The 21,925-nt window shown below is 44.4% G+C and carries 18 protein-coding genes; 10 read left to right on the forward strand and 8 right to left on the reverse strand.

What is annotated here, in order from left to right; genetic code table 11:
• The first annotated feature begins 38 nt into the window (after positions 1-38).
• Together NYE35_RS11100 and NYE35_RS11105 are read left to right on the forward strand one after the other, a co-directional pair.
• Positions 39-968, forward strand: coding sequence for an alpha/beta hydrolase (locus NYE35_RS11100; protein ID WP_341120981.1), 930 nt, complete (start codon positions 39-41; stop codon positions 966-968).
• A 455-nt stretch (positions 969-1,423) separates the two neighbouring features.
• Entirely contained in the window at positions 1,424-2,014 is a 591-nt protein-coding gene (locus NYE35_RS11105) for a TetR family transcriptional regulator (protein WP_341120983.1), read from the forward strand.
• A gap of 114 nt (positions 2,015-2,128) precedes the next feature.
• Here NYE35_RS11105 and NYE35_RS11110 read toward each other — a convergent pair whose 3' ends face one another.
• Positions 2,129-2,512, reverse strand: a complete 384-nt coding sequence (locus NYE35_RS11110) for a hypothetical protein (RefSeq protein ID WP_341120985.1) — start codon at positions 2,510-2,512, stop codon at positions 2,129-2,131.
• A gap of 68 nt (positions 2,513-2,580) precedes the next feature.
• On the opposite strand from NYE35_RS11110, the gene NYE35_RS11115 reads away from it, so the two are divergent.
• The 3 genes from NYE35_RS11115 (at position 2,581) to NYE35_RS11125 (ending at position 5,458) form a co-directional block, all read left to right on the forward strand.
• Positions 2,581-3,324 (forward strand): SDR family oxidoreductase, encoded by a 744-nt coding sequence (locus NYE35_RS11115; protein WP_076296916.1) that lies wholly within the window; start codon positions 2,581-2,583, stop codon positions 3,322-3,324.
• Between the two features lie 82 nt (positions 3,325-3,406).
• A complete protein-coding gene (locus NYE35_RS11120; RefSeq protein WP_076100827.1) occupies positions 3,407-4,492 on the forward strand; it encodes a glycerol dehydrogenase in 1,086 nt (361 codons plus the stop codon).
• 105 nt (positions 4,493-4,597) lie between these two features.
• A complete protein-coding gene (locus tag NYE35_RS11125; RefSeq protein WP_076100825.1) occupies positions 4,598-5,458 on the forward strand; it encodes a divergent polysaccharide deacetylase family protein in 861 nt (286 codons plus the stop codon).
• Here the strand turns inward: NYE35_RS11125 and NYE35_RS11130 are convergent.
• Positions 5,445-6,197 carry an N-acetylmuramoyl-L-alanine amidase gene (locus NYE35_RS11130; protein WP_235219580.1) on the reverse strand — a complete coding sequence of 251 codons (753 nt, stop codon included), beginning with the start codon at positions 6,195-6,197 and terminating at the stop codon, positions 5,445-5,447. The two genes, NYE35_RS11125 and NYE35_RS11130, sit on opposite strands and share 14 nt — an antisense overlap.
• 183 nt (positions 6,198-6,380) lie before the next feature.
• Here NYE35_RS11130 and NYE35_RS11135 point away from each other — a divergent pair, with 183 nt between their 5' ends.
• On the forward strand, positions 6,381-6,569 hold the full coding sequence (locus NYE35_RS11135; RefSeq protein ID WP_036689445.1) for a YqzE family protein: 189 nt from the start codon (positions 6,381-6,383) through the stop codon (positions 6,567-6,569).
• Between the two features lie 75 nt (positions 6,570-6,644).
• On the opposite strand, the gene NYE35_RS11140 is transcribed toward NYE35_RS11135, so the two are convergent.
• The 3 genes from NYE35_RS11140 to NYE35_RS11150 all read right to left on the reverse strand — a co-directional run bounded on the left by NYE35_RS11140 (position 6,645) and on the right by NYE35_RS11150 (position 10,630).
• Positions 6,645-7,667, reverse strand: a complete 1,023-nt coding sequence (locus NYE35_RS11140) for a hypothetical protein (protein WP_341120987.1) — start codon at positions 7,665-7,667, stop codon at positions 6,645-6,647.
• 156 nt (positions 7,668-7,823) lie between these two features.
• Positions 7,824-8,888 carry a YqhG family protein gene (locus tag NYE35_RS11145; RefSeq protein WP_341120989.1) on the reverse strand — a complete coding sequence of 355 codons (1,065 nt, stop codon included), beginning with the start codon at positions 8,886-8,888 and terminating at the stop codon, positions 7,824-7,826.
• Positions 8,885-10,630: a DEAD/DEAH box helicase gene (locus NYE35_RS11150; RefSeq protein WP_076129985.1), complete on the reverse strand. Its 1,746-nt coding sequence runs from the start codon at positions 10,628-10,630 to the stop codon at positions 8,885-8,887. The genes NYE35_RS11145 and NYE35_RS11150 overlap by 4 nt, the downstream gene beginning before the upstream one ends.
• Before the next feature lie 404 nt (positions 10,631-11,034).
• On the opposite strand from NYE35_RS11150, the gene NYE35_RS11155 reads away from it, so the two are divergent.
• Positions 11,035-13,674 (forward strand): adenosylcobalamin-dependent ribonucleoside-diphosphate reductase, encoded by a 2,640-nt coding sequence (locus NYE35_RS11155; RefSeq protein WP_445321953.1) that lies wholly within the window; start codon positions 11,035-11,037, stop codon positions 13,672-13,674.
• Positions 13,675-14,042: 368 nt separating this feature from the next.
• On the opposite strand, the gene NYE35_RS11160 is transcribed toward NYE35_RS11155, so the two are convergent.
• Positions 14,043-14,441, reverse strand: coding sequence for a cytidine deaminase (locus tag NYE35_RS11160; protein WP_038569934.1), 399 nt, complete (start codon positions 14,439-14,441; stop codon positions 14,043-14,045).
• Between the two features lie 237 nt (positions 14,442-14,678).
• On the opposite strand from NYE35_RS11160, the gene NYE35_RS11165 reads away from it, so the two are divergent.
• On the forward strand, positions 14,679-15,629 hold the full coding sequence (locus NYE35_RS11165; RefSeq protein WP_254924596.1) for a methylenetetrahydrofolate reductase: 951 nt from the start codon (positions 14,679-14,681) through the stop codon (positions 15,627-15,629).
• An 86-nt stretch (positions 15,630-15,715) separates the two neighbouring features.
• Here the strand turns inward: NYE35_RS11165 and NYE35_RS11170 are convergent, their stop codons facing one another.
• Positions 15,716-17,458: an SGNH/GDSL hydrolase family protein gene (locus NYE35_RS11170; RefSeq protein WP_341120994.1), complete on the reverse strand. Its 1,743-nt coding sequence runs from the start codon at positions 17,456-17,458 to the stop codon at positions 15,716-15,718.
• Between the two features lie 240 nt (positions 17,459-17,698).
• Here NYE35_RS11170 and NYE35_RS11175 point away from each other — a divergent pair, with 240 nt between their 5' ends.
• Positions 17,699-20,566: a glycosyl hydrolase 115 family protein gene (locus NYE35_RS11175; RefSeq protein ID WP_341120996.1), complete on the forward strand. Its 2,868-nt coding sequence runs from the start codon at positions 17,699-17,701 to the stop codon at positions 20,564-20,566.
• Between the two features lie 47 nt (positions 20,567-20,613).
• Here the strand turns inward: NYE35_RS11175 and NYE35_RS11180 are convergent, their stop codons facing one another.
• Positions 20,614-21,393, reverse strand: coding sequence for a helix-turn-helix domain-containing protein (locus tag NYE35_RS11180; protein ID WP_051491630.1), 780 nt, complete (start codon positions 21,391-21,393; stop codon positions 20,614-20,616).
• Positions 21,394-21,522: 129 nt separating this feature from the next.
• Here NYE35_RS11180 and NYE35_RS11185 point away from each other — a divergent pair, with 129 nt between their 5' ends.
• Entirely contained in the window at positions 21,523-21,819 is a 297-nt protein-coding gene (locus NYE35_RS11185; RefSeq protein WP_038569940.1) for an ArsR/SmtB family transcription factor, read from the forward strand.
• The last annotated feature ends 106 nt before the right edge of the window (positions 21,820-21,925 follow it).

A 21,925-nucleotide genomic window follows, 5' to 3' on the forward strand; every position in this document is an offset into this window, starting at 1 on the left:
AATCTGAGTTGAAAAGAATTGTAGGAGGGATTAACGATATGGAAAAGTCAAGTACAGAGCAGCTTGCAGCGATCAAAGATTATTTGCGACAAAGCAACCGATTGGATAGCAAGTCTATCGGGCAAATACGGCAGGAGATGGCCGCGACGGCTGCGAACATGCCCATTCCTACGGATGTTATCGTCGAGCGGGTCATGATTGGACCCTTAAGTGGAGAGTGGATTATTCCTGTGAAATCTGCTCCACCCGCTGATGAAGTGATCCTTTATTTCCACGGTGGGGGTTTTATTTCTGGGACTTGTGAATTTTATCGAGATTTGGTTACACGAATTGCAAAAGCTAGTGGTAAGAAAATCCTAATCATTGAGTATCGCTTGGCACCAGAATTTACTTATCCGGCTGCTAACGAAGATTGTATAGACGCTTATCTGTGGCTGCTCGCGAATGGATATTCTGCTGGGAATGTCTTGCTTGGAGGGGATTCTGTTGGAGCCAGCCTTGCGCTGATGACGTTGATTACTTTACGGGATGCGGGTGTGGAATTGCCGGCGGGTGCTTTTTTAATCTCGCCGCATACAGATCTCGTCCATTTGGATGGTGAATCGTATCTGAGTCGAGCGGAGTTTGATCCAACAGGCAGCATAGAAGGAAATAAACGAATAATTGATGTTTATCTAGGTGCTCGGACAGAACTAGCTCCTATATTATCTCCTTTAAGGTTGGATTTGCAGGGATTACCTGATTTACTTGTTCAAGTAGGCGACCACGAGGTATTGTTAAGCGATGCAACGAGGTTGGCTGAACGAGCACAAGCCGCGGATGTTCATGTAGAACTGGAAATATGGGAGAACATGTGGAGCGTCTTTCACTTTTTAGCTTATATGCTGCCAGAGGCGCAGGAAGCGATCGCGAATGTCGGTAAGTTTGTTAGAACGAGGCTAGATCGGATTGAGCAAAAAAGCAGCTGATGTTGCCCGCCTTCTTGAGAGATCAAGGAGGTTTTTTTGGCGAAATCGTTAGGTTCGCAGAAGGTGGATTGCTAGATGCTGGGCTTCTTCATCGTAACGGACCGTATTGCAGCTATTTGCTCAATTTAGCGTGTTTGGCTAACTTTTCGGACTGCATAGCTCTTATTGGCACATAAGAACGCCGAAGAGGTGGGGATTTGGGTGGATAGCTGCATTTGAGTCCGATAGCATGGTGAATTACGGTGATTTTCGGAAATAAGGGCTCCTCAGTCCGAATTCATGTAGTATGGGGCTACGGAGAATAAAATACTAAACTGGGACCTTAGTTTAATAATTGGGTACGAGTATATACTGATAATGATTTAACGAATGACAAAGTGGTAATATTGTCAGTTCGTTTTTGGACATGATATGCTATGATAATTACCACCAGAGATAGAGCGAGGGGAATACATATGTCGAATGATCTTCCATTATCAAAAGAAAACATTTTGGACGCGGCTGAACAAGTGCTCCGGCGTTTTGGCCCGGACAAGACTTCTGTTGTTGATGTAGCGAAGGTGCTTAAAGTAAGTCATGGTACGTTGTATAGACATTTTTCCAGTAAATCTGCTTTGCGAGAAGCAGTAACCGAAAGATGGTTGCAGTATAATATTTCAGAGCCTTTAAAGAATATTTCAGAGCATTTTGATGGGAATGCCAAAGAGCAGCTCCGATTATGGATGGACACGCTGATTCGTAGTAAACGCACCTATGCTGTGGATGATACCGAAATGTTTGCTATGTACGCAGCTGTAACTTTAGAAGCGGTGGATATGATTACCCTACACGTAGATCAATTAATTGGGCAAATTGCAGGCATTATTGAAAAAGGCATACAATCCGAAGAGTATAGAGTGGTGGAACCAGTGGTAACGGCTAGAGCAATTTTTAATGCTACTTCGCGGTACCATCATCCAGCACATGCTATAGAGTGGCAGTCGGCTACGATTGATCAGGATTTCGCCTCTGTTTGGGATTTGCTCCTTTCCGGGATTTCTTTGTAGCATCTAATTAAAACCTTCTGATGTTCAGGAGGTTTTTTTGTGTCTTAAAGGGGTATAAATCCCGTAGATTAGTCTGAATCGAGCGACTTGCAGCGAATGAACGGTATAAATCCCCTAGATTAGGCTGAATCGAGCGACTTGCAGCGAATGAGCGGTATAAATCCCGCAGTTTAGTTTGAATTGAGCGACTTGCAGCGAATGAGCGGTATAAATCCCGTAGATTAGGCTGAATCGAGCGACTAGCAGCAGATGAACGGTATAAATCCCGTAGATTAGTTTGAATTGAGCGACTAGCAGTAGATGAACGGTATAAATCCCGTAGATTAGTCTGAATTGTGCGAGTTGCAGCGAATGAGCGGTATAAATCCCGTAGATTAGTCTGAATCGAGCGACTAGCAGCGAATGAGCGGTATAAATCCCGTGGATTAGTCTGAATCGAGCGACTGTTGCAAAATATGTGAAAAGCGAATTAGAATGACAAATATTAAAAAATGTCACTTGTAATTTGTAATCGATCGATTTATAATCAGACCAACAAGAAGGATAAAGTAATAGGAGGAATAAATATGAACCACAATTTAGCTGGAAAAGTAGCATTAGTAACAGGTGCATCGAGAGGCATGGGCCGGGAGATTGCGGAGAACTTGGCACAACAAGGTGCGAAGGTGGTCGTTAACTATTCGAGTAACCCCGGCAAAGCCGAGGAAGTCGTAACCGGTATTAAGCAAAAGGGTGGAGAGGCCGTTGCTATTCGGGCAGACATCAGCCAGGTGGCAGAACTTGAACAGTTATTCCAAACCACACTAGAAGCCTATGGACAACTCGACATTCTCGTCAATAACGCTGGTATTATGATCACGAAGCCGATTCTAAATATGACAGAAGAGGATTTCGACAAGCAGTTTGCGATTAATGTGAAAGGCACCTTTTTTGCTTGCCAGCAAGCAGCTAAATATATGAATGATAACGGACGGATTATCAATTTTTCAACTTCCGTTACGGGTCAAATGTTCCCGACCTACAGCGTCTATGCAGGAACTAAGGGAGCAGTAGAACAAATCACTCGTCAGCTGGCCAAAGAATTTGGACGAAAAGGAATCACTATCAATGCTGTTTCACCGGGACCTGTGAATACGGAGTTATTTACCGTAGGGAAATCAGCGGAAGAGATTGCGACCGTGGGAAATATGAATTCCTTTGGACGTTTAGGCGAGCCTGAGGATATCTCAAACATTGTGTTGTTCTTAGCCAGCAAGGAATCACAGTGGGTTACAGGGCAAACGATCCGTGTGAATGGTGGATTTATTTAAGCTGGTGGCTAAAGGGATCTTTTTAATAGCTGAATGTGGTCAATCCTTCTAATATGAATGTAAATAAAAGGAGGAGTGAACCATGACGCAGATCATCTGCTCACCAACTAAATATATACAAGGACATGGTGAAATTCGTAAGCTGGGAGATTATTGTTCGCAGCTTGGAGCGACAAGAGCTTATGCCATTATTGATCCTTATATTTTCTCTGTGTACAAAAAAGAGATCACATACAGTTTTGAAATGAACGAAATGCCACTAGTGATGACTGAATTCAAGGGCGAGTGCAGCAGTAATCAGGTTAATGAGATAGTTGCAGCACTTGGCTTGAAGGATGCGGAAGTCATTATAGGGATTGGTGGCGGCAAGACCCTGGATACGGCAAAAGCAGTAAGCCACATGAGTAACCTCCCGGTAGTTATTGTACCCACAGTGGCTTCAACGGATGCACCTTGCAGCGCTTTATCAGTGTTGTATACGGATGAAGGAGACTTTGACTGTTATCTTCCATTAAAAAGAAATCCCGATCTGGTTATCGTAGACGTCGATATCATTGCCAAAGCTCCTGCAAGATTGCTTGTTGCTGGAATGGGTGACGCGTTGTCTACTTTTTATGAAGCAAGAGCTTGCCGAGAATCTGGGGCTATTACCCATGCAGGTGGGACTAGCACAATTGCAGCCCTTTCATTAGCTCGTGCCTGTCTGGATACCCTTCTAGCAGAGGGTGAAACGGCATTAAAAGATGTTAAGCAAGGCATTACCTCTCCTGCGGTGGAACACATTATTGAAGCCAATATTTACTTAAGTGGCATTGGGTTTGAAAGCGGCGGACTTGCTGCGGCGCATGCGATTCATAATGGATTGACGCTGCATGAGGAATGCAGGAATACTCTTCATGGTGAAAAGGTTGCTTTTGCTACGATCGTTCAGCTTGTACTGGAGAAAGCACCATATGAAGAGATTGATCAGGTGATTGATTTCTGCAAAAAAATCGGCCTTCCCGTTACTCTCAAAGATCTTGGGATTACCAATAAGGATATCGATCAGTTGATGACTGTAGCTGAAGCTAGCTGTTCTAAGGATAGCCCCATCTGGAATATGCCAATTGAAATTCAAGCACTGGATGTGCTGGAAGCTATTCTTGCCGCAGACGCACGGGGACAATAGAAAAAACTCGACTGTAAATTATTGCGAACCTTCCTCGTACATATTTAACCTTCGTGAACCAAACAATGAGAACAATTGTTTAAGACGAAGGAGGCGTTCCTCTTGATGAAGGACAGTCGAAGTTTCAAACGTTATTTACTGATTTGGATTGCTGTTGCTGCTCTAATGGTTACTTTAATCGGTTCCGTGGTACCGTCTGTTTCAGCTGCCGAGTCCAGAGACAACCCTACAAACACACCAAGTGAAGAGAAGGCATCTCGACGTAATAAGGTCGTAATTATTATTGACGATTTCGGCAATGACATGAAGGGGACGGATGAAATGTTTTCACTGCCGATTAAGCTTACGGTGGCGGTCATGCCCTTTTTGCCTACATCTGTGAAGGATGCCACACGCGCGCATGAACGCGGAGATGATGTTCTTCTCCACTTACCGATGGAGCCGCGCCAAGGTAATCCTAAATGGCTTGGACCAGGAGCTGTACTGGCCAAGATGTCTGATGAGGAAGTCCGTCAAAAAGTAGAGGCAGCACTCGATAATGTGCCTTATGCTATCGGCATAAATAACCACATGGGCTCTAAGATTACCGGGGACGAACGGATTATGGGTGTGATCTTATCCGTGTGCAAAGAGCGGGGATTGTTTTTTGTGGACAGTAAAACCAACTACCGTTCTGTTGCTGGCAATATGGCTTATCGAATGGGGCTGCCGCGTGTAGAGAATCATATCTTTTTGGATGATACACACACAGCCAATCATGTCCTGAAACAAATGGGCCTCGTAAATAACCTGGCGAAGGATCAACGATTCTGCGTAACCATTGGTCATGTTGGTGTATATGGAAAAGAAACCGCCGCAGGCATCCGCAGCGGTGTTGAGCAAATAAAAGATGATGTTGAATTTATAGGCATTTCTGATCTAGTCAAAAACGAAATGAACTGGAACTCCAATCCTACACTTCCATAAGATAAGCTACTATGCCGCCAGCAATCGCTTCTGCAATTTCTTGTTGCCCTTTAGGGGTGCATAGCTTTTCGCGATCTGTCGGACTGCTTACAAAACCCGCCTCAACAATTACAGTTGTGGCGGTTATTTTGTTGAGTAAATAAAAGGGCTTACCCGGTCTTGTCTCAGCACGGATATTATAGAGACTGTTTAATTGTTGCTGAATGGTCTGGGCAAGGATAAAGCTGCGGCCTTCTTGGCGATATAATACAAGCGGACCATGTTTGGAAGGAGAAGGTGCCCAGTTAACATGGATGCTGACCACTACGGTAGCTGGTAATGTCTCAGCCAGTTCTTTACGCTGGGCAAGATCGCGCAGATGTCGGGATTTACTGCGCAGCCAGCGGTTCTCATCACTTGGGGCATAATCTCCATTACGATTTAAGGCAACATCAAATCCATCGCTGCGCAGCAGCAGAAATAATCGGCGTGAGATATCTAATGTAATATCCTTCTCAAGAATGTTGCCGTAGGAAGTACCTCCGTCGATCCCCCCATGTCCTGCATCAATTAAGATCATACGGTGGCCGTGGCTTAAGAGATGCTGACGTTCATCATTCACTACGGGTTTGGATGGAGTTGCAGAAGCATATGCACTCCCCACAAACAGCATTAGAAGTCCAACTGTAGTTAAAGTAATACGTAAGCCGCATATTGCAGCTGCTGTCTTGGAATAAGCTTTATTTCTCCCATTGTTCAAATGAACTCCTCCTTGCATGTGAATAACCTCGTGCCCTAGATTCTTTGTTAGATTGTGCTTTAATAGGTAAACCTATTCGAACAATCCGGGACAAGAGTTTAGATATATGCTCGCTGGTGCACACTAAGAGCATGGAACGACGCTGGTTATCTTAATTCACTTATAATGTAGGAGGTGTTACAAATGGCTTCCGGCGGCGATGAGCTTGTAAAGTATATCACTGAGAAGGTAGTTGTTTATATCGAGGATCCGCGTGCCATTCATGCTCGAAGAGCGGCTACTAAGCAGCCGTGGTCACAGAAATGGTTCGGTATGCTTCCGCTTGGTTGGTCGATCTGGCGAAGCAAATGGAGCCACAGTGATAAGGATTGAATATCACAAATAACAAATAACAAATAACCTTCCAGTGCCTAATCGAGGGTGGCAGCGGAAGGTTATTTGTTATGTTTATTTATAGATATTTTTGTCGGGCAGCTTGTGCAGTGTTCCGATAGCCTGCAAGGCAGTGAGTGGCAAATACCGTCTTCCTTCTGGCCCTGATGCTGCGTAAACGGTAGGCATGTTGTTTATTGCTTGTGTTTTATTCGAAGCAGGCAACCAGTTTTGATAACCTGTAATCATAAAAGGGGCCCCTACGATATCATTTCGACCAGCGGCTTGATAAGCGATACTTTCCTTGGGACGAATCAGTGCGGCGATATTGTCACCGCCTACAGCAAGCAGTTTTGGGGAGGTCAACCACATGATATCTTTATAAGGATCATCTGTTCCCCCGCTTTGATAGGCAGAAAGCGGCGACAGGTCAGTAGTTAAGTTAGTGATTACATCCGTTTCTGTCTGCTGCCCTTTAAGCACTTCTTCCGCTTTACTGAGCGTCCATGGTAAAACTTGGGGTACGGAAGCATTGATAAAAATCGTCTTATCGTCAATGGCGATTTTCCATACGGGTAGAAGTGGTGCATATAAGGCTGTAAGTTTTATTTTGCCTGTAAAAGATGAAGGTATAAGTCCTTCCTGCACCAAAAATTGGCGCAGTTCTAATAAACTATAGGGGAGACCGTAAGTGCCAGCTCCATATTCGCTAAGCATATAACCACCTTGATCCGTAGCGGAAATGATCATGTAACCGATCCGCTGTTCACCTTTCATAACGTTGACAAGCCAGCTATGAGTACCTGGACCCAGAGGATAATATTCTATTCCTGCGTCCTTCCAGGCTGTAAATGGAGCTTCTGCTGCGAGCTTGTTCAGTGTACTTTTGGCAAATTCCTGGACTGTGCCGGGTGAAGGTAAGATATCCATCTGCAGTACTGGTAGTAAATCCTGTGTGACTGAATCAACTACACTCACTCTGGAAGCGGCAAGCGCAGAAGAGGAACCGGAGCTCGTTGCAATGAGTCCGATGCATAGAAGCAGGAGGAAGCAGCTTTGACCTGCAAGAAGCAGCCTCCGCCGTACACTTATTTTCATGGCGTCGTTCACCTTTCTTTGTTATGAAATATCAGAAAGTATAAGCTTCCTTTTTATTGTAGAGGACAAGCTATAAAAAGGCTGTTGCTTGCTGTCGCGCCGGAAGGCGGAAGTTCTCTTGTTTTTTTGCCTGCTTTTAGCGAGTAGGGTCGCATTCTATAGGCTCCGCAGATGAAACAGTCCATAGGTTACCGCAGAAACTGCGATTTGCGGCTCATATTGCCAAATGGTCTCTTGGCGACGACGGTTATACTGTTCTTGTGTCGCTAGGCGTTTTTCTTCATCAGGCTCCTTCAACAGCTCTCCATAATAGACATCAATGATGTCCAGCTCAACCCTTAGCCGCTCACGCGCCTGTTCTGCCCAAGTATAGTCCAGTTCGGCTAGCTGAGCGGTTAGATGAGTTTCCAATAGTTCGGTAGCGGCTGCTACTGTCATTTCATAAGGCTGGATATGCACATTTTCCGGCAAGCGTGGCATCATCTCTTTTGTGGAAACTTTTGCATTAAAGTCATCAATGATGGTTCCCTTTGTTAGGGAGATGCTAAGATAATGGAGTTCTTCACGTTTCAAATCGCAGCTCATCTCCACTTTATAGCAGACACTAAGCCATGGTTCGTAAGCGGCAGAGAACAGCGTGTTTCGCTGCCTGCTGCCCGGGTCCTCAAATAAATAAAGGCATTTCCCTTCGTCCCTAGCGGCGTTCCAAATTTGTTGCAATCGCTTGCTTCCGTAAATAATATCCTCTCTTCGGATCATCCCGGGTCCAATTCGTGGGAGTGCCGGCACAATGCCGAAGTAGCGGGCTAGAATACTTTCCTCCGGGTCAGTAGATGGAGCATTCACTGCTTCTGAGCCCGGGGAGGCGGATTCGAGTAAGTCAGCGCTGGCCTCTGCATCGTTTGTTACACCTGTAGTTAGGCTTCCGGTGACAACTTGATTCAAAATGCCAGCACTACGATTTGCAATGGGGGGAACCTCTACAGCAGCTTGACTGTCGTATTTTTCCGGATCAAAAACAAAGGTGAAAGAAAGGGTCTCAGGATCTACACCTGTGCGCTCCACGAATCCCCAATAATACGGCCGGTCGGTGAGCATTTTGTCAGCTCTAGGTGATAATTTCACAGTTACGTGAAGGGGCGAAGCCTCAATGATGGAGCATTCAGTGGCTTCAAGATAGTCCATCACATGCTTGCGTACTTCCTGTGCGGTGAGGGTCATGTCGCAGTCCCACTTTCTTTTTTAATACCCTGTGTCAATTCACTGAGGGATTCACCAATATGGTCCAGCTCATGCCGCAATTCTTCGTCGGAGCGGGATTCGAGCATGATTTTGTATAAACTCTTCTCCAGCGATTCCTTCTTTTCAAAACGTTCCAGGATTACATCCAGCCCGCCAATCACCATTTCAAACATATTGATTTTCTCATGCAGCAGATGCAGGATATGTTCTTCAATCGTGCCTTGAGTAGACAAGTTGTAGATCACTACATCATTTTCTTGCCCTAACCGGTGGACACGGCCGATCCGCTGCTCCACGCGCATGGGATTCCAGGGCAGATCAAAGTTGATCATATGGTGGCAAAATTGCAGGTTTATCCCTTCTCCGCCGGCTTCCGTAGCAATCATAACTTGAGCCCGGCCGCGGAAAAGATCCATCATCCAATCTTTTTTGCCACGGTTCATTCCGCCGGAATAAGAGACACACATCAGCCCATGTTCACGGAAATACTGCAGTAAATATTCTTGAGTTGCGCGATATTCCGTGAAGACGATGACCTTTTCATTCATTTCTTGAATGAGGGCTAAGGTTGTTTCAGCTTTAGTGTTTGTTTTAACAGTACGGAGGGTTTGTAGTAGCTCCATCATCCGGTCTCTTTTTGGTGAATCCGCAGGCAGCTTTTTGATCAAATTAACTAAAGTGATAAAGACGGCATCCCGGCTGCTGCACACCTCACGTTGAAGGGTTACCAGAGAAAGCATGCTGCTAAGATTGCCACCGGATTCCTGATACTGGTCTTTGACAAAGGAAGTAACACTGTTATACAAATCTTTCTCTTCTTGGGAGAGAACTAAGGGAATATTACGGACTTTTCGTTTCGTGAAATTAACTGGACCTTCACCACGGCGATTGCGGATCATGACCTTCGAAAGCTCGTCCCGCAGTTGACCTTCATTCTTAGGCTGGCGTTTATCAACCACGAAATTCGAGGCAAAATCGCCCTGATTTCCAAGTTGCCCCGGCTTCAGTATAGTGATCAGATTAAAGAGTTCGCCCAGATCATTCTGAACGGGAGTCGCGGTGAGCAGCAGGCAATATTTTTTGCGTAATTGCTGTACAAATAGATAATTGGTCGATTTTTTATTCTTCAGCTTGTGAGCTTCATCAATGATCAACATATCGTATTCATTTTCCAGCAGGATTTCCTTATGCGGATCGCGTTTGGCGGTATCCATCGATGCGACGACTATGGCGTTACCCCAAGAATAGGCTTTTTTCTGAGCGACAGCAGTGATGCCGAATTTCGCATTCAGCTCACGAACCCATTGCAATACTAGAGAAGCAGGTACGAGAATAAGCACTTTGGAGACAAGACCGCGTACGAGATATTCTTTGAGCACCAGTCCTGCTTCAATGGTCTTGCCCAGTCCAACCTCATCTGCAAGAATCGCGCGGCCTGACATTTCGAACAGAACCTTATGCGCTGTATCCAGCTGATGGGGAAGAGGGGACAAGCCGGATAAATGCTTCATACATTGCAGCTCATCGAAGCTCGTTACTAGACCTGTTTCCTCTCCTTGTACGGCAAGCTTAGATAAACGGTAGTCTCCCCATGGGCCGCCCTTTTCCAGTTTGAGCTCCAGATCTTGCAACCAATTACGGTCAAAAGAAAGAGGAACAGGCAGTATCGGCGCGGGTGTTCCCCCTTGCTGGGGTAGAGAATTACGGAATAATTGCGTCATAATGCAGCCTCCTCAAGCTCGGATTTATATCACCATTCGTAAGAGTAGTATGCTCGTAAACGAGAGAATTCATAACCTCCTATTTTTCACGATAGCCTTTAAAAAAGAGAGCAAGAGCGAGAAAAAGCAGCAACGTTTGCGATAATTCGGCAACTTGACTCTATTTTCGAATAAGACCTTCGATACAATATGTGGTATAGTTTAAAAGCTGACGCACACAATATATTGTGACAAAAGCTTGAAAATGTATTTTTTATAGAGTGCTTAGCTGGTATTTGTTATTGACAAGATGAGCTTCCTACATACACCTGTTAAGCAGTGGAGGATGGTAAGGGAGTTTTTGTTGTGGGCCCATACCTTGGACCGGAAACTAATATCTACTACACATGCGGGAGGTTTTTTTATTGAGTAAAGTGGAACGTAAGCAACGCCTTGAAGGGCTAAGTGAAAAAATATTTTTGGATCGTTATGCTTGGAAGGATGCAGACAGCAACAATGCTAAAGTAGGCGATGTTGTATTGGTGCTGACCAAAGATGATCCGAAGTTTCCAACTAAGGAAGTCGGAGAAATTGTGGAGCGCAGTGGGCGAATCGTAACTGTAAAGACACGCAGTGGCGAGCTTGTGAAATCGGATGTTGAGAAGTTGACCCTTAATATAGAAAAAACTCCTGAGGAAATGTGGGACCGTCTATCCACAGCGATGGCTTCTGTAGAGAAGACACCTGAGCTTCAAGCAGAATGGGCAGGCAAATTCCGTTCAATCCTGGATGATTGGAAGCTTGTACCGGGTGGACGTATTGCGGCTGGTGCAGGTGCTAGTGAAGAATTAACATTGTTCAACTGTTATGTGATTCCCTCTCCAAAAGACAGCCGTGGCGGCATCATGCAGACATTGTCTGAAATGACGGAGATTATGGCCCGTGGTGGCGGGGTGGGCATTAACCTGTCTTCATTGCGTCCTCGTCGTGCGATTGTTAGAGGGGTTAATGGTTCATCCAGTGGTTCCGTATCTTGGGGCGGTTTGTTTAGTTATACTACGGGGCTTATTGAGCAAGGCGGCAGCCGTCGTGGTGCGCTCATGCTAATGATTAATGACTGGCATCCCGATGTTGAGGACTTCATTACCGTGAAGCAAACGATGGGCCAAGTCACTAATGCTAACCTTTCGGTATGTGTGAGCAATGGTTTTATGAAGGCTGTAAAAGAAGATCTGGACTGGGATCTCGTATTCCCGGATACAACCGATCCTGAATATAACGAAATGTGGGATGGCGATCTCGACAAGTGGAAAGCTGCCGGCAAAAACGTTATCCATTATCGCACCGTAAAAGCGCGTGACGTGTGGCGTACGATCATTGAATCGGCATGGAAATCCGCTGAGCCGGGCGTCGTATTCATGGAATACTATAACCAGATGTCTAATAGCTGGTATTTCAACCCGATTATTTGTACAAATCCGTGTGGTGAACAAGGCCTGCCTGGCTGGGGAGTCTGCAATCTGTCTGCGGTGAACTTGTCCAAGTTCTACGATGAGAAAAATCATGATGTGGATTGGGAAGATCTTGCGACTACCACACGTTATTCCGTCCGTTTTCTGGACAATGTAATTGATAAAACACCTTATCATTTCCCGGAAAATGAAGCGAATCAGAAAAAGGAACGCCGCGTGGGTCTCGGAACCATGGGATTGGCGGAGCTGATGATTAAATTGAACATCCGTTACGGCAGCCCGGAATCGTTGGAGTTTCTGGACAAGCTATACGGCTTTATGGCTCGTGAAGCCTACCTTGCTTCGGCAGAAATTGCTGGAGAGAAGGGTTCCTTCCTAGCTTTTGATACTGAGAAATATCTAATGAGCGGCTTTATGAAAAATATAGTCGAAGCGTATCCAGAGGTTGGCGAAGCGATTCGTGAACATGGTATGCGTAACGTTACAGTGATTACACAAGCACCTACAGGTAGTACAGGTACAATGGTAGGTACTTCTACGGGAATTGAGCCTTATTTTGCCTTTAAATATTTCCGTCAAAGTCGTCTTGGCTATGATGAACAGTTTGTTCCAATCGCTCAAGAGTGGCTGGAAGCTCATCCGGGTGAAGAGCTACCGGACTACTTTGTAACTTCGATGGATCTGTCAGCTAAAGATCATATCCGTGCGCAAGCAGCGATCCAACGCTGGGTAGATAGCTCTATTTCCAAAACAGCGAACTGCCCGTCTGACTTTACGGTTGAGGAGACGGCTGAGCTATATGAAATGGCCTTTGATCTAGGTTGTAAGGGTGTTACGATCTACCGCGATGGAAGCCGTGACGTTCAAGTCCTGGAAACCACGAAGAAGGAAGACAAAAAAGAAGCCGCTCCGGTTGCGGCAGAAGAAGCTACAACTACTGTAGAAGCGAGTACAAGTGTTGTAGCAGCAAGTCCAGCGCCTCAAGTGACTACAAAAGAGGCGGATAAACAATACAAAAAACGTCCGCAGGTTCTGCGCGGCGCTACCTATAAAATCAACACACCATTTGGGATGGCATATATTACGATCAATGACCTTGATGGAATACCGGCTGAAATCTTCCTGAATGTAGGTAAAGCAGGTTCTGACGTCTTTGCTATGGCAGAAGCACTAGGCCGTGTCTGCTCCTTGTTCCTCCGTTACGGAGATCATGGTGAGAAAGTTGAGCTGTTGATCAAACATCTGAAAGGCATTGGCGGATCAGGAGCTATCGGCTTCGGCGCAAACCGTGTTGAATCCATTGCTGACGCTGTAGCTAAGGCACTGGAATCACATGTGCTGAACAATGCTCATGATGATCATGTACCCGCTCCGATTGCGGCAACTTTGGAGCTGGAGGATTTCAATGAAGCGTTAAATGCGGAGATAAAATCGAGCGTTCCGTCAGCTACGGAAGATGGACATGGTGGCCATCATGGACATAACCATGCTACGGCTTCCCGTGACCTTTGCCCATCCTGCGGCAGCGCCTCGCTGATTAATATTGAGGGCTGTAAGACTTGTGGCAATTGCGGGTATAGTCGTTGTGGGTAAACGTTAGAGCCAATAAGTGTTTTATGGGAAAACTAGAAATGTGACTATGCATAGCTACTAAAAGCAAGCGATCATCGAGAGGAAGTGTTAATCTTTTATCTCAATGAATCGCTTGTTTTTTTATTATTGATGATGTTCATTAAGAGGTTTTAACTATATGAGTTTGATAATTAGTGTAATTCAAAAGGGAAGTATAATTGTAGAAAAAGATAAGGTTGGAATTGCGATTTGGTAAGTAACAACGTATTTACGCGGTGTGTCTGGTCTGTGAACTCGTGTCTAGCTAAGCTTTTTAACACAAAAAACACGCGTACTTGTCTAACAAAGGTACGCGTGTTTTTGTTATTCCACTACGAGAGGAATTATTTTTACATCTCTAAATTTTTGAATGCGTAAGGCAATAAATCTCTTAAACTCAGCTCTAAGATTTCTTTTTTCTCATTGGTTAAATAGACAGGCATGTCAGGCAAACAGAATTCCGATAATACTTGTCTGCAGATACTGCATGGCGGCAGAAAATCCATTGTGTCACCTGCTACAGCTATAGCCTGAAAATCACCTTTAGTATAGCCCTTTGTAATAGCCGTGAAGATTGCTGTTCTCTCAGCACAATTAGTAGCGCCAAAAGATACATTTTCTACGTTTACCCCATTAATAACATTTCCATCTTTAAGCAATAAGGCTGCTCCAACTGGAAATTTAGAATAAGGGGCATAAGCAGCTTTCTTTGTGTTACGTGCGCTTTCCATTAATTCTTCTTTATTCATAATACTCACCCTTTTTAAATAAGAATGAACCTTTTGGTCCCCTTATCGCCAACTAAGGTTGGCAGGACTTCTAATATTATAGTCACACCAAATGGTTGTCAACATGTACTACTCGAAAAGTATCATTAGGGAATCATAGCTTTAAAATATAACTAGATATAGTAAATAGAAGTTACACATATTAAGCCTGCCATGGTAACCTTATCTTAAAAGCGACGAGTAGAGGGGTTTTATAATTTGGGAGCGGCAGAGAATACATTTAAACAAAAAATATTGAGCAAAAACCCGGGTATTATAACATATGGGATGACACCACCGAAGGCAAGCCACGCACCAGAAAAGGTCTCGGAAATCGCCCAGAAACAGGTTGAAAGACTTAAAAACCTTGATTTAGATGCGTTAATTCTGTACGACGTTCAAGAAGAAGTAGATAGAGTGGATCATGAAAGACCTTATCCCTATTTACCAACGATTGATCCGGCTGTCTATGGTGATAAATATCTAAGACAGGTGGAGGTCCCAAAGATAATTTACCGGTGCGTCGGTAATGATACAAGAGCCCAGTTCGAGGATTGGGTTAAAACTGACGAAAATGAAGATAGATTTTCAGTGTATGTGGGCGCTTCGTCAAGTAAACAAGAGGTGAAATTGAATTTACCAGATGCTTATGAGCTAAGCAAACAGTTAAATAGTAATTTAACTTTTGGTGGAGTTGTCATTCCGGAAAGACATATAAAAAAGAATGATGAGCATATACGGGTTGTCGAAAAGACCAACAATGGGTGCAACTTTTTTATCACTCAGGCAACTTATAATGTAGAGGCATCTAAGAATTTATTGTCTGATTTATATTATTACTATACAAATAACGGTTTTGAGATGGTTCCTATTTTATTTAATCTTGCACCATGCGGCACTGCGAAAACATTACAATTTATGAAGTGGTTAGGGATCAGTATCCCGGGATGGTTAGAAAACGAGTTGAAATACTCGAATGATATTTTGGATAAATCAATCCAGCTATCGCAAAAAATCTTTGAAGAATTACTAGATTTCGGGCTGGAGAAGGGAATTCCTATTGGTTGCAGTATTGAAAGTGTTTCAACAAGTAAGTTGGAGATTGAAGCGTCCGTACAGCTTGTTAAAGATGTGAAGGCCATTTTAGATAAAAAGCTGCCCACCAAATAGAAAAAGATTCCTCAAAATATTGAGAAACCCAGGTCATTTAAAGACCATGGGTTTCTTTTTAGGTTATATATCACTAGGTCAACTCATTAAACATTATAGCCGAAGCCCAGTATAGTAAAAGACTTGTCCTGATCTTCCGGCACCATTCTGATTTCTACCTGATGCTCCCCGCTAACCTCATTTTGATAAAGAATTACCGGATTGCAATGTGTCCAGTTATTCTCATGTGGATCAGCGGTGACTACAAGACAACCATCGACGTAAATGTTCGCCTTGCCGAATTCGCTGCTGCCAGAATCCTTGTATACGAGGATGAGATTTTTGCTTGTTATCGTCAGCTTGAAGCTGTGTTCTCCAGAAGACGCTGAATGCATCCAATTATGAGGGAATTCCGGAGTTCCGAAAGGATTGGCATCCATTTCTACCCGCTGCAAATCGGTATCGATCCCCGAAAACCCGCCCACCTCGATCCTGCCTGCGTCAATATGGCTTTTGCGGTCCAGCAGGAGGGTTCCCGCAAAATCATTCCCGATGGCCGGATGCTGATCCAATAGGAGATCATCTTCGTCCATTAGCGTTTTGTGGGTTTCGGAGAATAAATAAGCCAGACAATCAGCCATCACCCGGTGACCCTCATTAGTAGGATGATAGATATCATAGAAAAATTGCCGTTTCGAGAGGATGTTCCCCTCATTTTTGCTTAGGCGGAACTGCCCGGATACCGCATCCTTTACACTAACCATAGGAAGATTATAAGCCCGGCCAATGGGGGAGAGCCGTTCCTGCAGGTTCCAGTCATTCATAAACACGCTGAACAGGAGAACTACAGCCGGTCTATTATCGGCGGAAAGTATTTTTAGGCATAAGCTTTCAAAACAGTTGCCTTTCGTTTCATCCCCTTCGTCGTTTACCGCAAATTCCACCACCACGATATCCGGTGTTACAGAACCTTCCCGGAGAATATCCCTTTCATAACGGATGACCCCAAGCTCGGATGGTGTTCCACCTACCCCAGCCTTCACAAAATGGATGTTCTCGCCACCATTCGTACCGAATAATTCCTTAAATCTCAGATACGATTGGTAGGCATAACATTCTGTATGGATCGGTTTAGCGCCTGCTCCCTGAGTAATGGAACCCCCAATATAAGCAATCGTGACATCCTCACCTTTTATAGCCTTATGGATGGCAGTTTTTAATCTTTTATTATTGCCCGGATGAAGCAAGGATTGGGTAATGATCTCCCGGTATTCGTTAGAATCAAACGCTACGGGCGGTTCAATGACTAGCTCTGGTACAGAATAACCGTCATGCAAATAAAAAATTATACTCGCGATGGCCAGTTCGCCTTCATGTTTAAATTCAAAGGCGAATTTGCCGAGCACTGCATCCTCTTTAGACCATTCCAAATCCTCCAACTTCAAGAGAATCTCAGAACCGTCGGAGGGACAGGGCACACGTATGCTGCTGCCTGTTTCGTATTTGCTGGTTTTGCCCCAGTTCTGCAATAGAAAAGAGATGGGCTCGTTCTGCTCATGATCCCTTCTCACAGACACTCCGATACTATGGACTAATTTGCGAAATCCAACACAGTTTCCTAGCAGCTCCAGTATTGTCTCATCATTGACGCCGCCAATATATCTGGCCTTGTCGATTAGATAGTTACCTTCCAGATAAACTTCCTGTGAAGGTGGACCTTCGACCCGGGCTGTCGCCTCAATCGCTGTTTTGTAGAGCACAAAAAAACCGTTCCTGCGTTCAGCCGGATCCTTGGGCGCCTTTGGACCTTCAATCTTGCCCCCTGTAATGACCCCGTTATTGTTTTTCATATTGATCATCCTCGCTTTTTGTATAAGCTTTTCTTGTTATGGATGCGCTTGCAAAAAAATACTTCTGTTAGAAGGAATACCTGTTAACAGTAACACCAAATATCCAGATTGTTCAACCGATAAACAAAGTTTCATTTAATAATTACAAAAAGTTGCTAGTTTACACATGGAAGTTGAAATCGCTTACTTATATAATGTGCCTAGTCATACGAAAATAGGATGCTTAAGGGGAGAATAATCATGCCTACGAAGGAATTGCACCTTGTGAAGCAGGGCAGTGCTGCCAAGATTTACGTGGACCCCAAGGGGAAAGATTATGAGGGATTACGCCGGGTGGCTCAATCTTTTGCAGCAGATGTTAAACAGGTAACAGAGGTAGAGCCTGAGATATATACACAATTGAACGAATTGGATGGAACAGTCATAATCGCTGGATCGATAGGGAGTAATGATTTTATCGATGATTTAATCGCGGAGGGAACCGTTGATGTATCGACCATCCAAGGTAAAAGAGAATGTTATAAAATTCAGGTGGTTGAACAACCCACAGCGGGAGTGGACAAGGCGCTCGTCATTGTAGGAAGTGATAAACGGGGGACGATTTACGGGTTGTATTCGATCTCCGAAAAGATTGGAGTTAGTCCTTGGGTGTACTGGGCGGATATTGTGCCGGAGAAGAAGCCGGCATTGTCCATTCCTGATAACCAGCTTCATGTGATCTCCAAGGAGCCTTCGGTTAAATATAGAGGTATTTTTTTGAATGACGACTGGCCGTCTTTAGGTTCTTGGGTAACTCAAAGCTTTGGTGACTTTAATGAAGATTTCTATGACAAGGTATTTGAACTCATTCTTCGCTTGAAGGGGAATTATTTATGGCCGGCGATGTGGAGCGCCGAATTCTGCCTGAATGGTAAAAGCAGCCCGATTGCCAACGCCAAGCATGCACAAGAATACGGAATTATTATGGGGACCTCCCATCATGAACCCTTATTCCGGGCAGGCAGTGAATGGCAGAAGGTATACAGTCAATACGGGACAAGTAACCTATGGGATTTCGCCCGTAATAAACAGGCGATTACAGATTTCTGGGAAGACGGAATCAAGCGCAATCAGGACTTTGATAACTTGATTACCCTAGGTATGCGGGGGGAAAGTGACTCTGCGCTGGAGGGCTCCGACCAGGAGAATATTGATCTGCTGAAGGACATTATACTTACGCAAAAAGAACTATTGAAGAAATACAATCTTGAACATGCGCCGCAAATTTTGGCCGTTTATAAGGAAGTTGAGAAGTACTGGTATGGCACTGCCGGGGTGGAAGGGTTGAAGGACTGGGATGTTCTGAATGACGTTACGATCCTGCTTGCTGACGATAACTTTGGCAATCTCCGCAAAATCCCGACGAAAAACGAACGTAACCGCAGCGCAGGATGGGGGATGTATTATCATTTTGACTATCATGGTGGTCCGCATTCCTATGAATGGTTAAATACGACCCCGCTTGAAAAAGTCTGGGAGCAAATGTGTATGGCATTTGACTATGGCATCCGTGATGTATGGATTGTGAACGTCGGAGATTTGAAGCCTATGGAATTGCCCATTTCCTACTTTCTGGATTTGGCCTACGATTTTGAGGTATGGGGGACAGGTGCAATCAATCGAACTGTGGAATACACCAACCGTTGGGTAGAGCAGCAATTCGGATATGCGCTGGAACAAGAGACATGTCTGGGAATCGCACAATTGTTAGGGGATTATACCCGGATGAACGGTCGGCGCAAGCCTGAAATTATTTATCCGTCCACCTTCAGTCCTATCCATTACAATGAGGCGCACAGAGTTCTGGAGCAAGCGGTGATGATCGAGAAGGCTGCCGGCAAATACGATGAGCTAATCCCGGAACAACTAAAGGATGCTTACTTCCAGCTCGTATATTTCCCTGCTGTTGCCTCGGCCAATGTGGTCAAAATGCAAATTTATGCTGAACTGAACCATCTATACGATAAACGAAATAGTATGTTGGCAAATACTTACGCTGCTCTGACCCGCGAAACCATCGAACGGGATAAGTATCTGGAGCTGCTTTATAATAGCGGAATTTCGAATGGAAAATGGCAGGGAATGATGAGTTCCCCTCATGTAGGGTATATACATTGGAATGCAGAAGGGTGGAACTATCCGGATGTAAACAGCTTGACGCCCGCCAGAGGTTCTTTAATGATTGTCGATGTGGAAGGAACGGAACAAGCGTATGTTTCCGGCACAGCTGAACTTCCGGTAATTACAAATCTTCAAAAAGAAAATTATCGCATAACAATCAGTAACGGTGGAGAAGCGGGTTTTGAATATCAGGTGCGGAGCAGCGTGGATTGGATCAAGCTTGAGAAAATACGCGGCTGGATTGAGGCAGGGGAGACGCTTCAGGTTTCCGTAGATTGGGAGAAGGTCAAAGAAGCATCGACGGGCGAAATTACGATCTCCGGTGCCGGGAATATAGTTAAGGTGAAGGCAGCCGTGGATTGGATAGACATTCCGGATGTGCCACCGATGACTTTCATCGAGACCCATAATATTGTGTCCATTGAAGCGGAGCATACCATAACTCGTGTTTCGAAATCAGGGGTGGTATGGAAGACCATTGACAGCTATGGACGTTCTTTATCCTCGGTTAAAATGTATCCGGATGCTGTATCTTTTGAACAACCGGAGGATGCACCTTATCTGGAATATCGGATTATAGTGCAGCAGGACACTGATTATAGCTTAACCGCGTATATTGCGCCGACAAACAATCTGTCACAAACTAGTGGGTTGAAATATGCGATAGGTTTCGATGATCAGGCACCCGTGATTAAGGATACTTTACCAACGAACTTTGAAGGCGGCAATCATGATAATGAACCGTGGTGCCGCGCGGTTATGGACAATATTCATGCTGTGACCACCAGCCATGCTTTAACGAAGGGTCTTCATACCCTCCGCTTTTACGGATTGGATGCGGGTCTGGTTCTGCAAAAGCTTGTATTGTCCGCTGCCCAGCTTCCTTATTCCTATTTAGGGCCGGAGGAGAGCTTTTATACTAGCGGGACTGCGTCCATTCTTAGTTAGGTTGAATTAAAAGGGCGAACAACAGGGTTGTTGCTTCGAATCCTCCGTTATTTCAGGGCAGATGACGGAGGATAACCCTTTATATTTTTGAAAACGTTGCTGAAGTAGGCGACATCTTGATAACCACAGTGCGCTGCCACTTCGGACACATTAAAACCACCTGCCGATAGAATCATCTCAGCATTGTTCACCCGCACCTTGTTTATAAATTCTTTATAGGTGGAGCCAGTGTTCTGCTTAAATAGCTTACCAAGATATACGGGATTTAGGGCAACCAAATCTGCCAGCTCCTTGATCGTGACTTCCTCCGAATAATGATCCATGATATAGGTCATCACTTTTTGGATTCTTAGATCTATCAGAGGTGTTTCTTGATGGTGGGCGATACTTAATAAGCGGTACACAATCAGTTGAAAAATGGCCCGGGCCTTCATTTTGTAGAAAGGTTGTTTGCCCATCCAGACATGTGAGAATTCTTTAATATCCTCTAGAATCTCTTTAGTTCTCCAATTCCTAGTTACAGTCTCAAAAGGGAGCTGCACATGATTGTCCTCACCCTCCCAGAAGAAATTGAAGGCAAAGGAACGCATTGGTGCCTCCTTAAAGGTCTGAGCTTCCCGAATGCTGCCAGAAGGGGCATAGAGCATATCTCCGGCTTCAACGGTGAATTTCTCTCCATTAATAAAATAGTCAGATTTCCCTTCTACGATGAAGGTAAGATCATGGAAATCAATTTTACTCCTCGTAATCTCCCAATCCGGGAAGGATCTGCGATCAACGAACAAAAAAACACGGGGAACAAGATTTTCATATTTGGTAATGTCCATTTCTACCACTCCTCCTTCCTAATAAATAGAGCCTCGCTAATACCGATTGGTATATTATACAAAAATGAAACCGATTAAGAAATGGGATTGTAAATTGACTTTGCGCAATCAGAAGAATACAATAGTTTTATGACTATCGAACAATATTCCTTAAAAGATGATGAAAAGCGAGTGAAGATTTTTAAAGCATTAGCAGAAGTGAAACGAATTGAAATGATTCGTTATCTTCATCTCCATAAGGAGAACAATACATGTGGGTCCATTGGTGAATCTATGGGAATGGACAAATCCAATGTGTCTTACCATCTGAAGATTTTGTATGAAGCTGATTTAGTAAGTGTCACACGTATGGGGCAGAATAAGATTAGCCAGCTTCGAGAGGATACGTTTAGCGAATTATTACCGGGTTTCTTGGACAGTTTATAATATGTCCGGAAACCTATAATTTTTTCTTGATAGTTTGATAGTTTTATAACTATTTGATAATCATGTACAGGGTTTGGTTAATAGTTATAGGTAGCAGCAAAAATAA

The organism is Paenibacillus sp. FSL L8-0494 (genome assembly GCF_038003695.1).
GTDB lineage: Bacteria > Bacillota > Bacilli > Paenibacillales > Paenibacillaceae > Paenibacillus_AQ > Paenibacillus_AQ odorifer.

Bases quoted from the DNA above. Each gene is read 5' to 3' on its own strand.
- NYE35_RS11180 (WP_051491630.1), bottom strand. From the start codon at position 21,393: ATGGACATTACCAAATATGAAAATCTTGTTCCCCGTGTTTTTTTGTTC.
- NYE35_RS11145 (WP_341120989.1), bottom strand. From the start codon at position 8,888: ATGACCCTCACCGCACAGGAAGTACGCAAGCATGTGATGGACTATCTT.
- NYE35_RS11120 (WP_076100827.1), top strand. From the start codon at position 3,407: ATGACGCAGATCATCTGCTCACCAACTAAATATATACAAGGACATGGT.
- NYE35_RS11115 (WP_076296916.1), top strand. From the start codon at position 2,581: ATGAACCACAATTTAGCTGGAAAAGTAGCATTAGTAACAGGTGCATCG.
- NYE35_RS11160 (WP_038569934.1), bottom strand. From the start codon at position 14,441: ATGAATAAAGAAGAATTAATGGAAAGCGCACGTAACACAAAGAAAGCT.
- NYE35_RS11100 (WP_341120981.1), top strand. From the start codon at position 39: ATGGAAAAGTCAAGTACAGAGCAGCTTGCAGCGATCAAAGATTATTTG.
- NYE35_RS11150 (WP_076129985.1), bottom strand. From the start codon at position 10,630: ATGACGCAATTATTCCGTAATTCTCTACCCCAGCAAGGGGGAACACCC.
- NYE35_RS11140 (WP_341120987.1), bottom strand. From the start codon at position 7,667: ATGAAAATAAGTGTACGGCGGAGGCTGCTTCTTGCAGGTCAAAGCTGC.
- NYE35_RS11105 (WP_341120983.1), top strand. From the start codon at position 1,424: ATGTCGAATGATCTTCCATTATCAAAAGAAAACATTTTGGACGCGGCT.
- NYE35_RS11170 (WP_341120994.1), bottom strand. From the start codon at position 17,458: ATGAAAAACAATAACGGGGTCATTACAGGGGGCAAGATTGAAGGTCCA.
- NYE35_RS11175 (WP_341120996.1), top strand. From the start codon at position 17,699: ATGCCTACGAAGGAATTGCACCTTGTGAAGCAGGGCAGTGCTGCCAAG.
- NYE35_RS11185 (WP_038569940.1), top strand. From the start codon at position 21,523: ATGACTATCGAACAATATTCCTTAAAAGATGATGAAAAGCGAGTGAAG.
- NYE35_RS11125 (WP_076100825.1), top strand. From the start codon at position 4,598: ATGAAGGACAGTCGAAGTTTCAAACGTTATTTACTGATTTGGATTGCT.
- NYE35_RS11135 (WP_036689445.1), top strand. From the start codon at position 6,381: ATGGCTTCCGGCGGCGATGAGCTTGTAAAGTATATCACTGAGAAGGTA.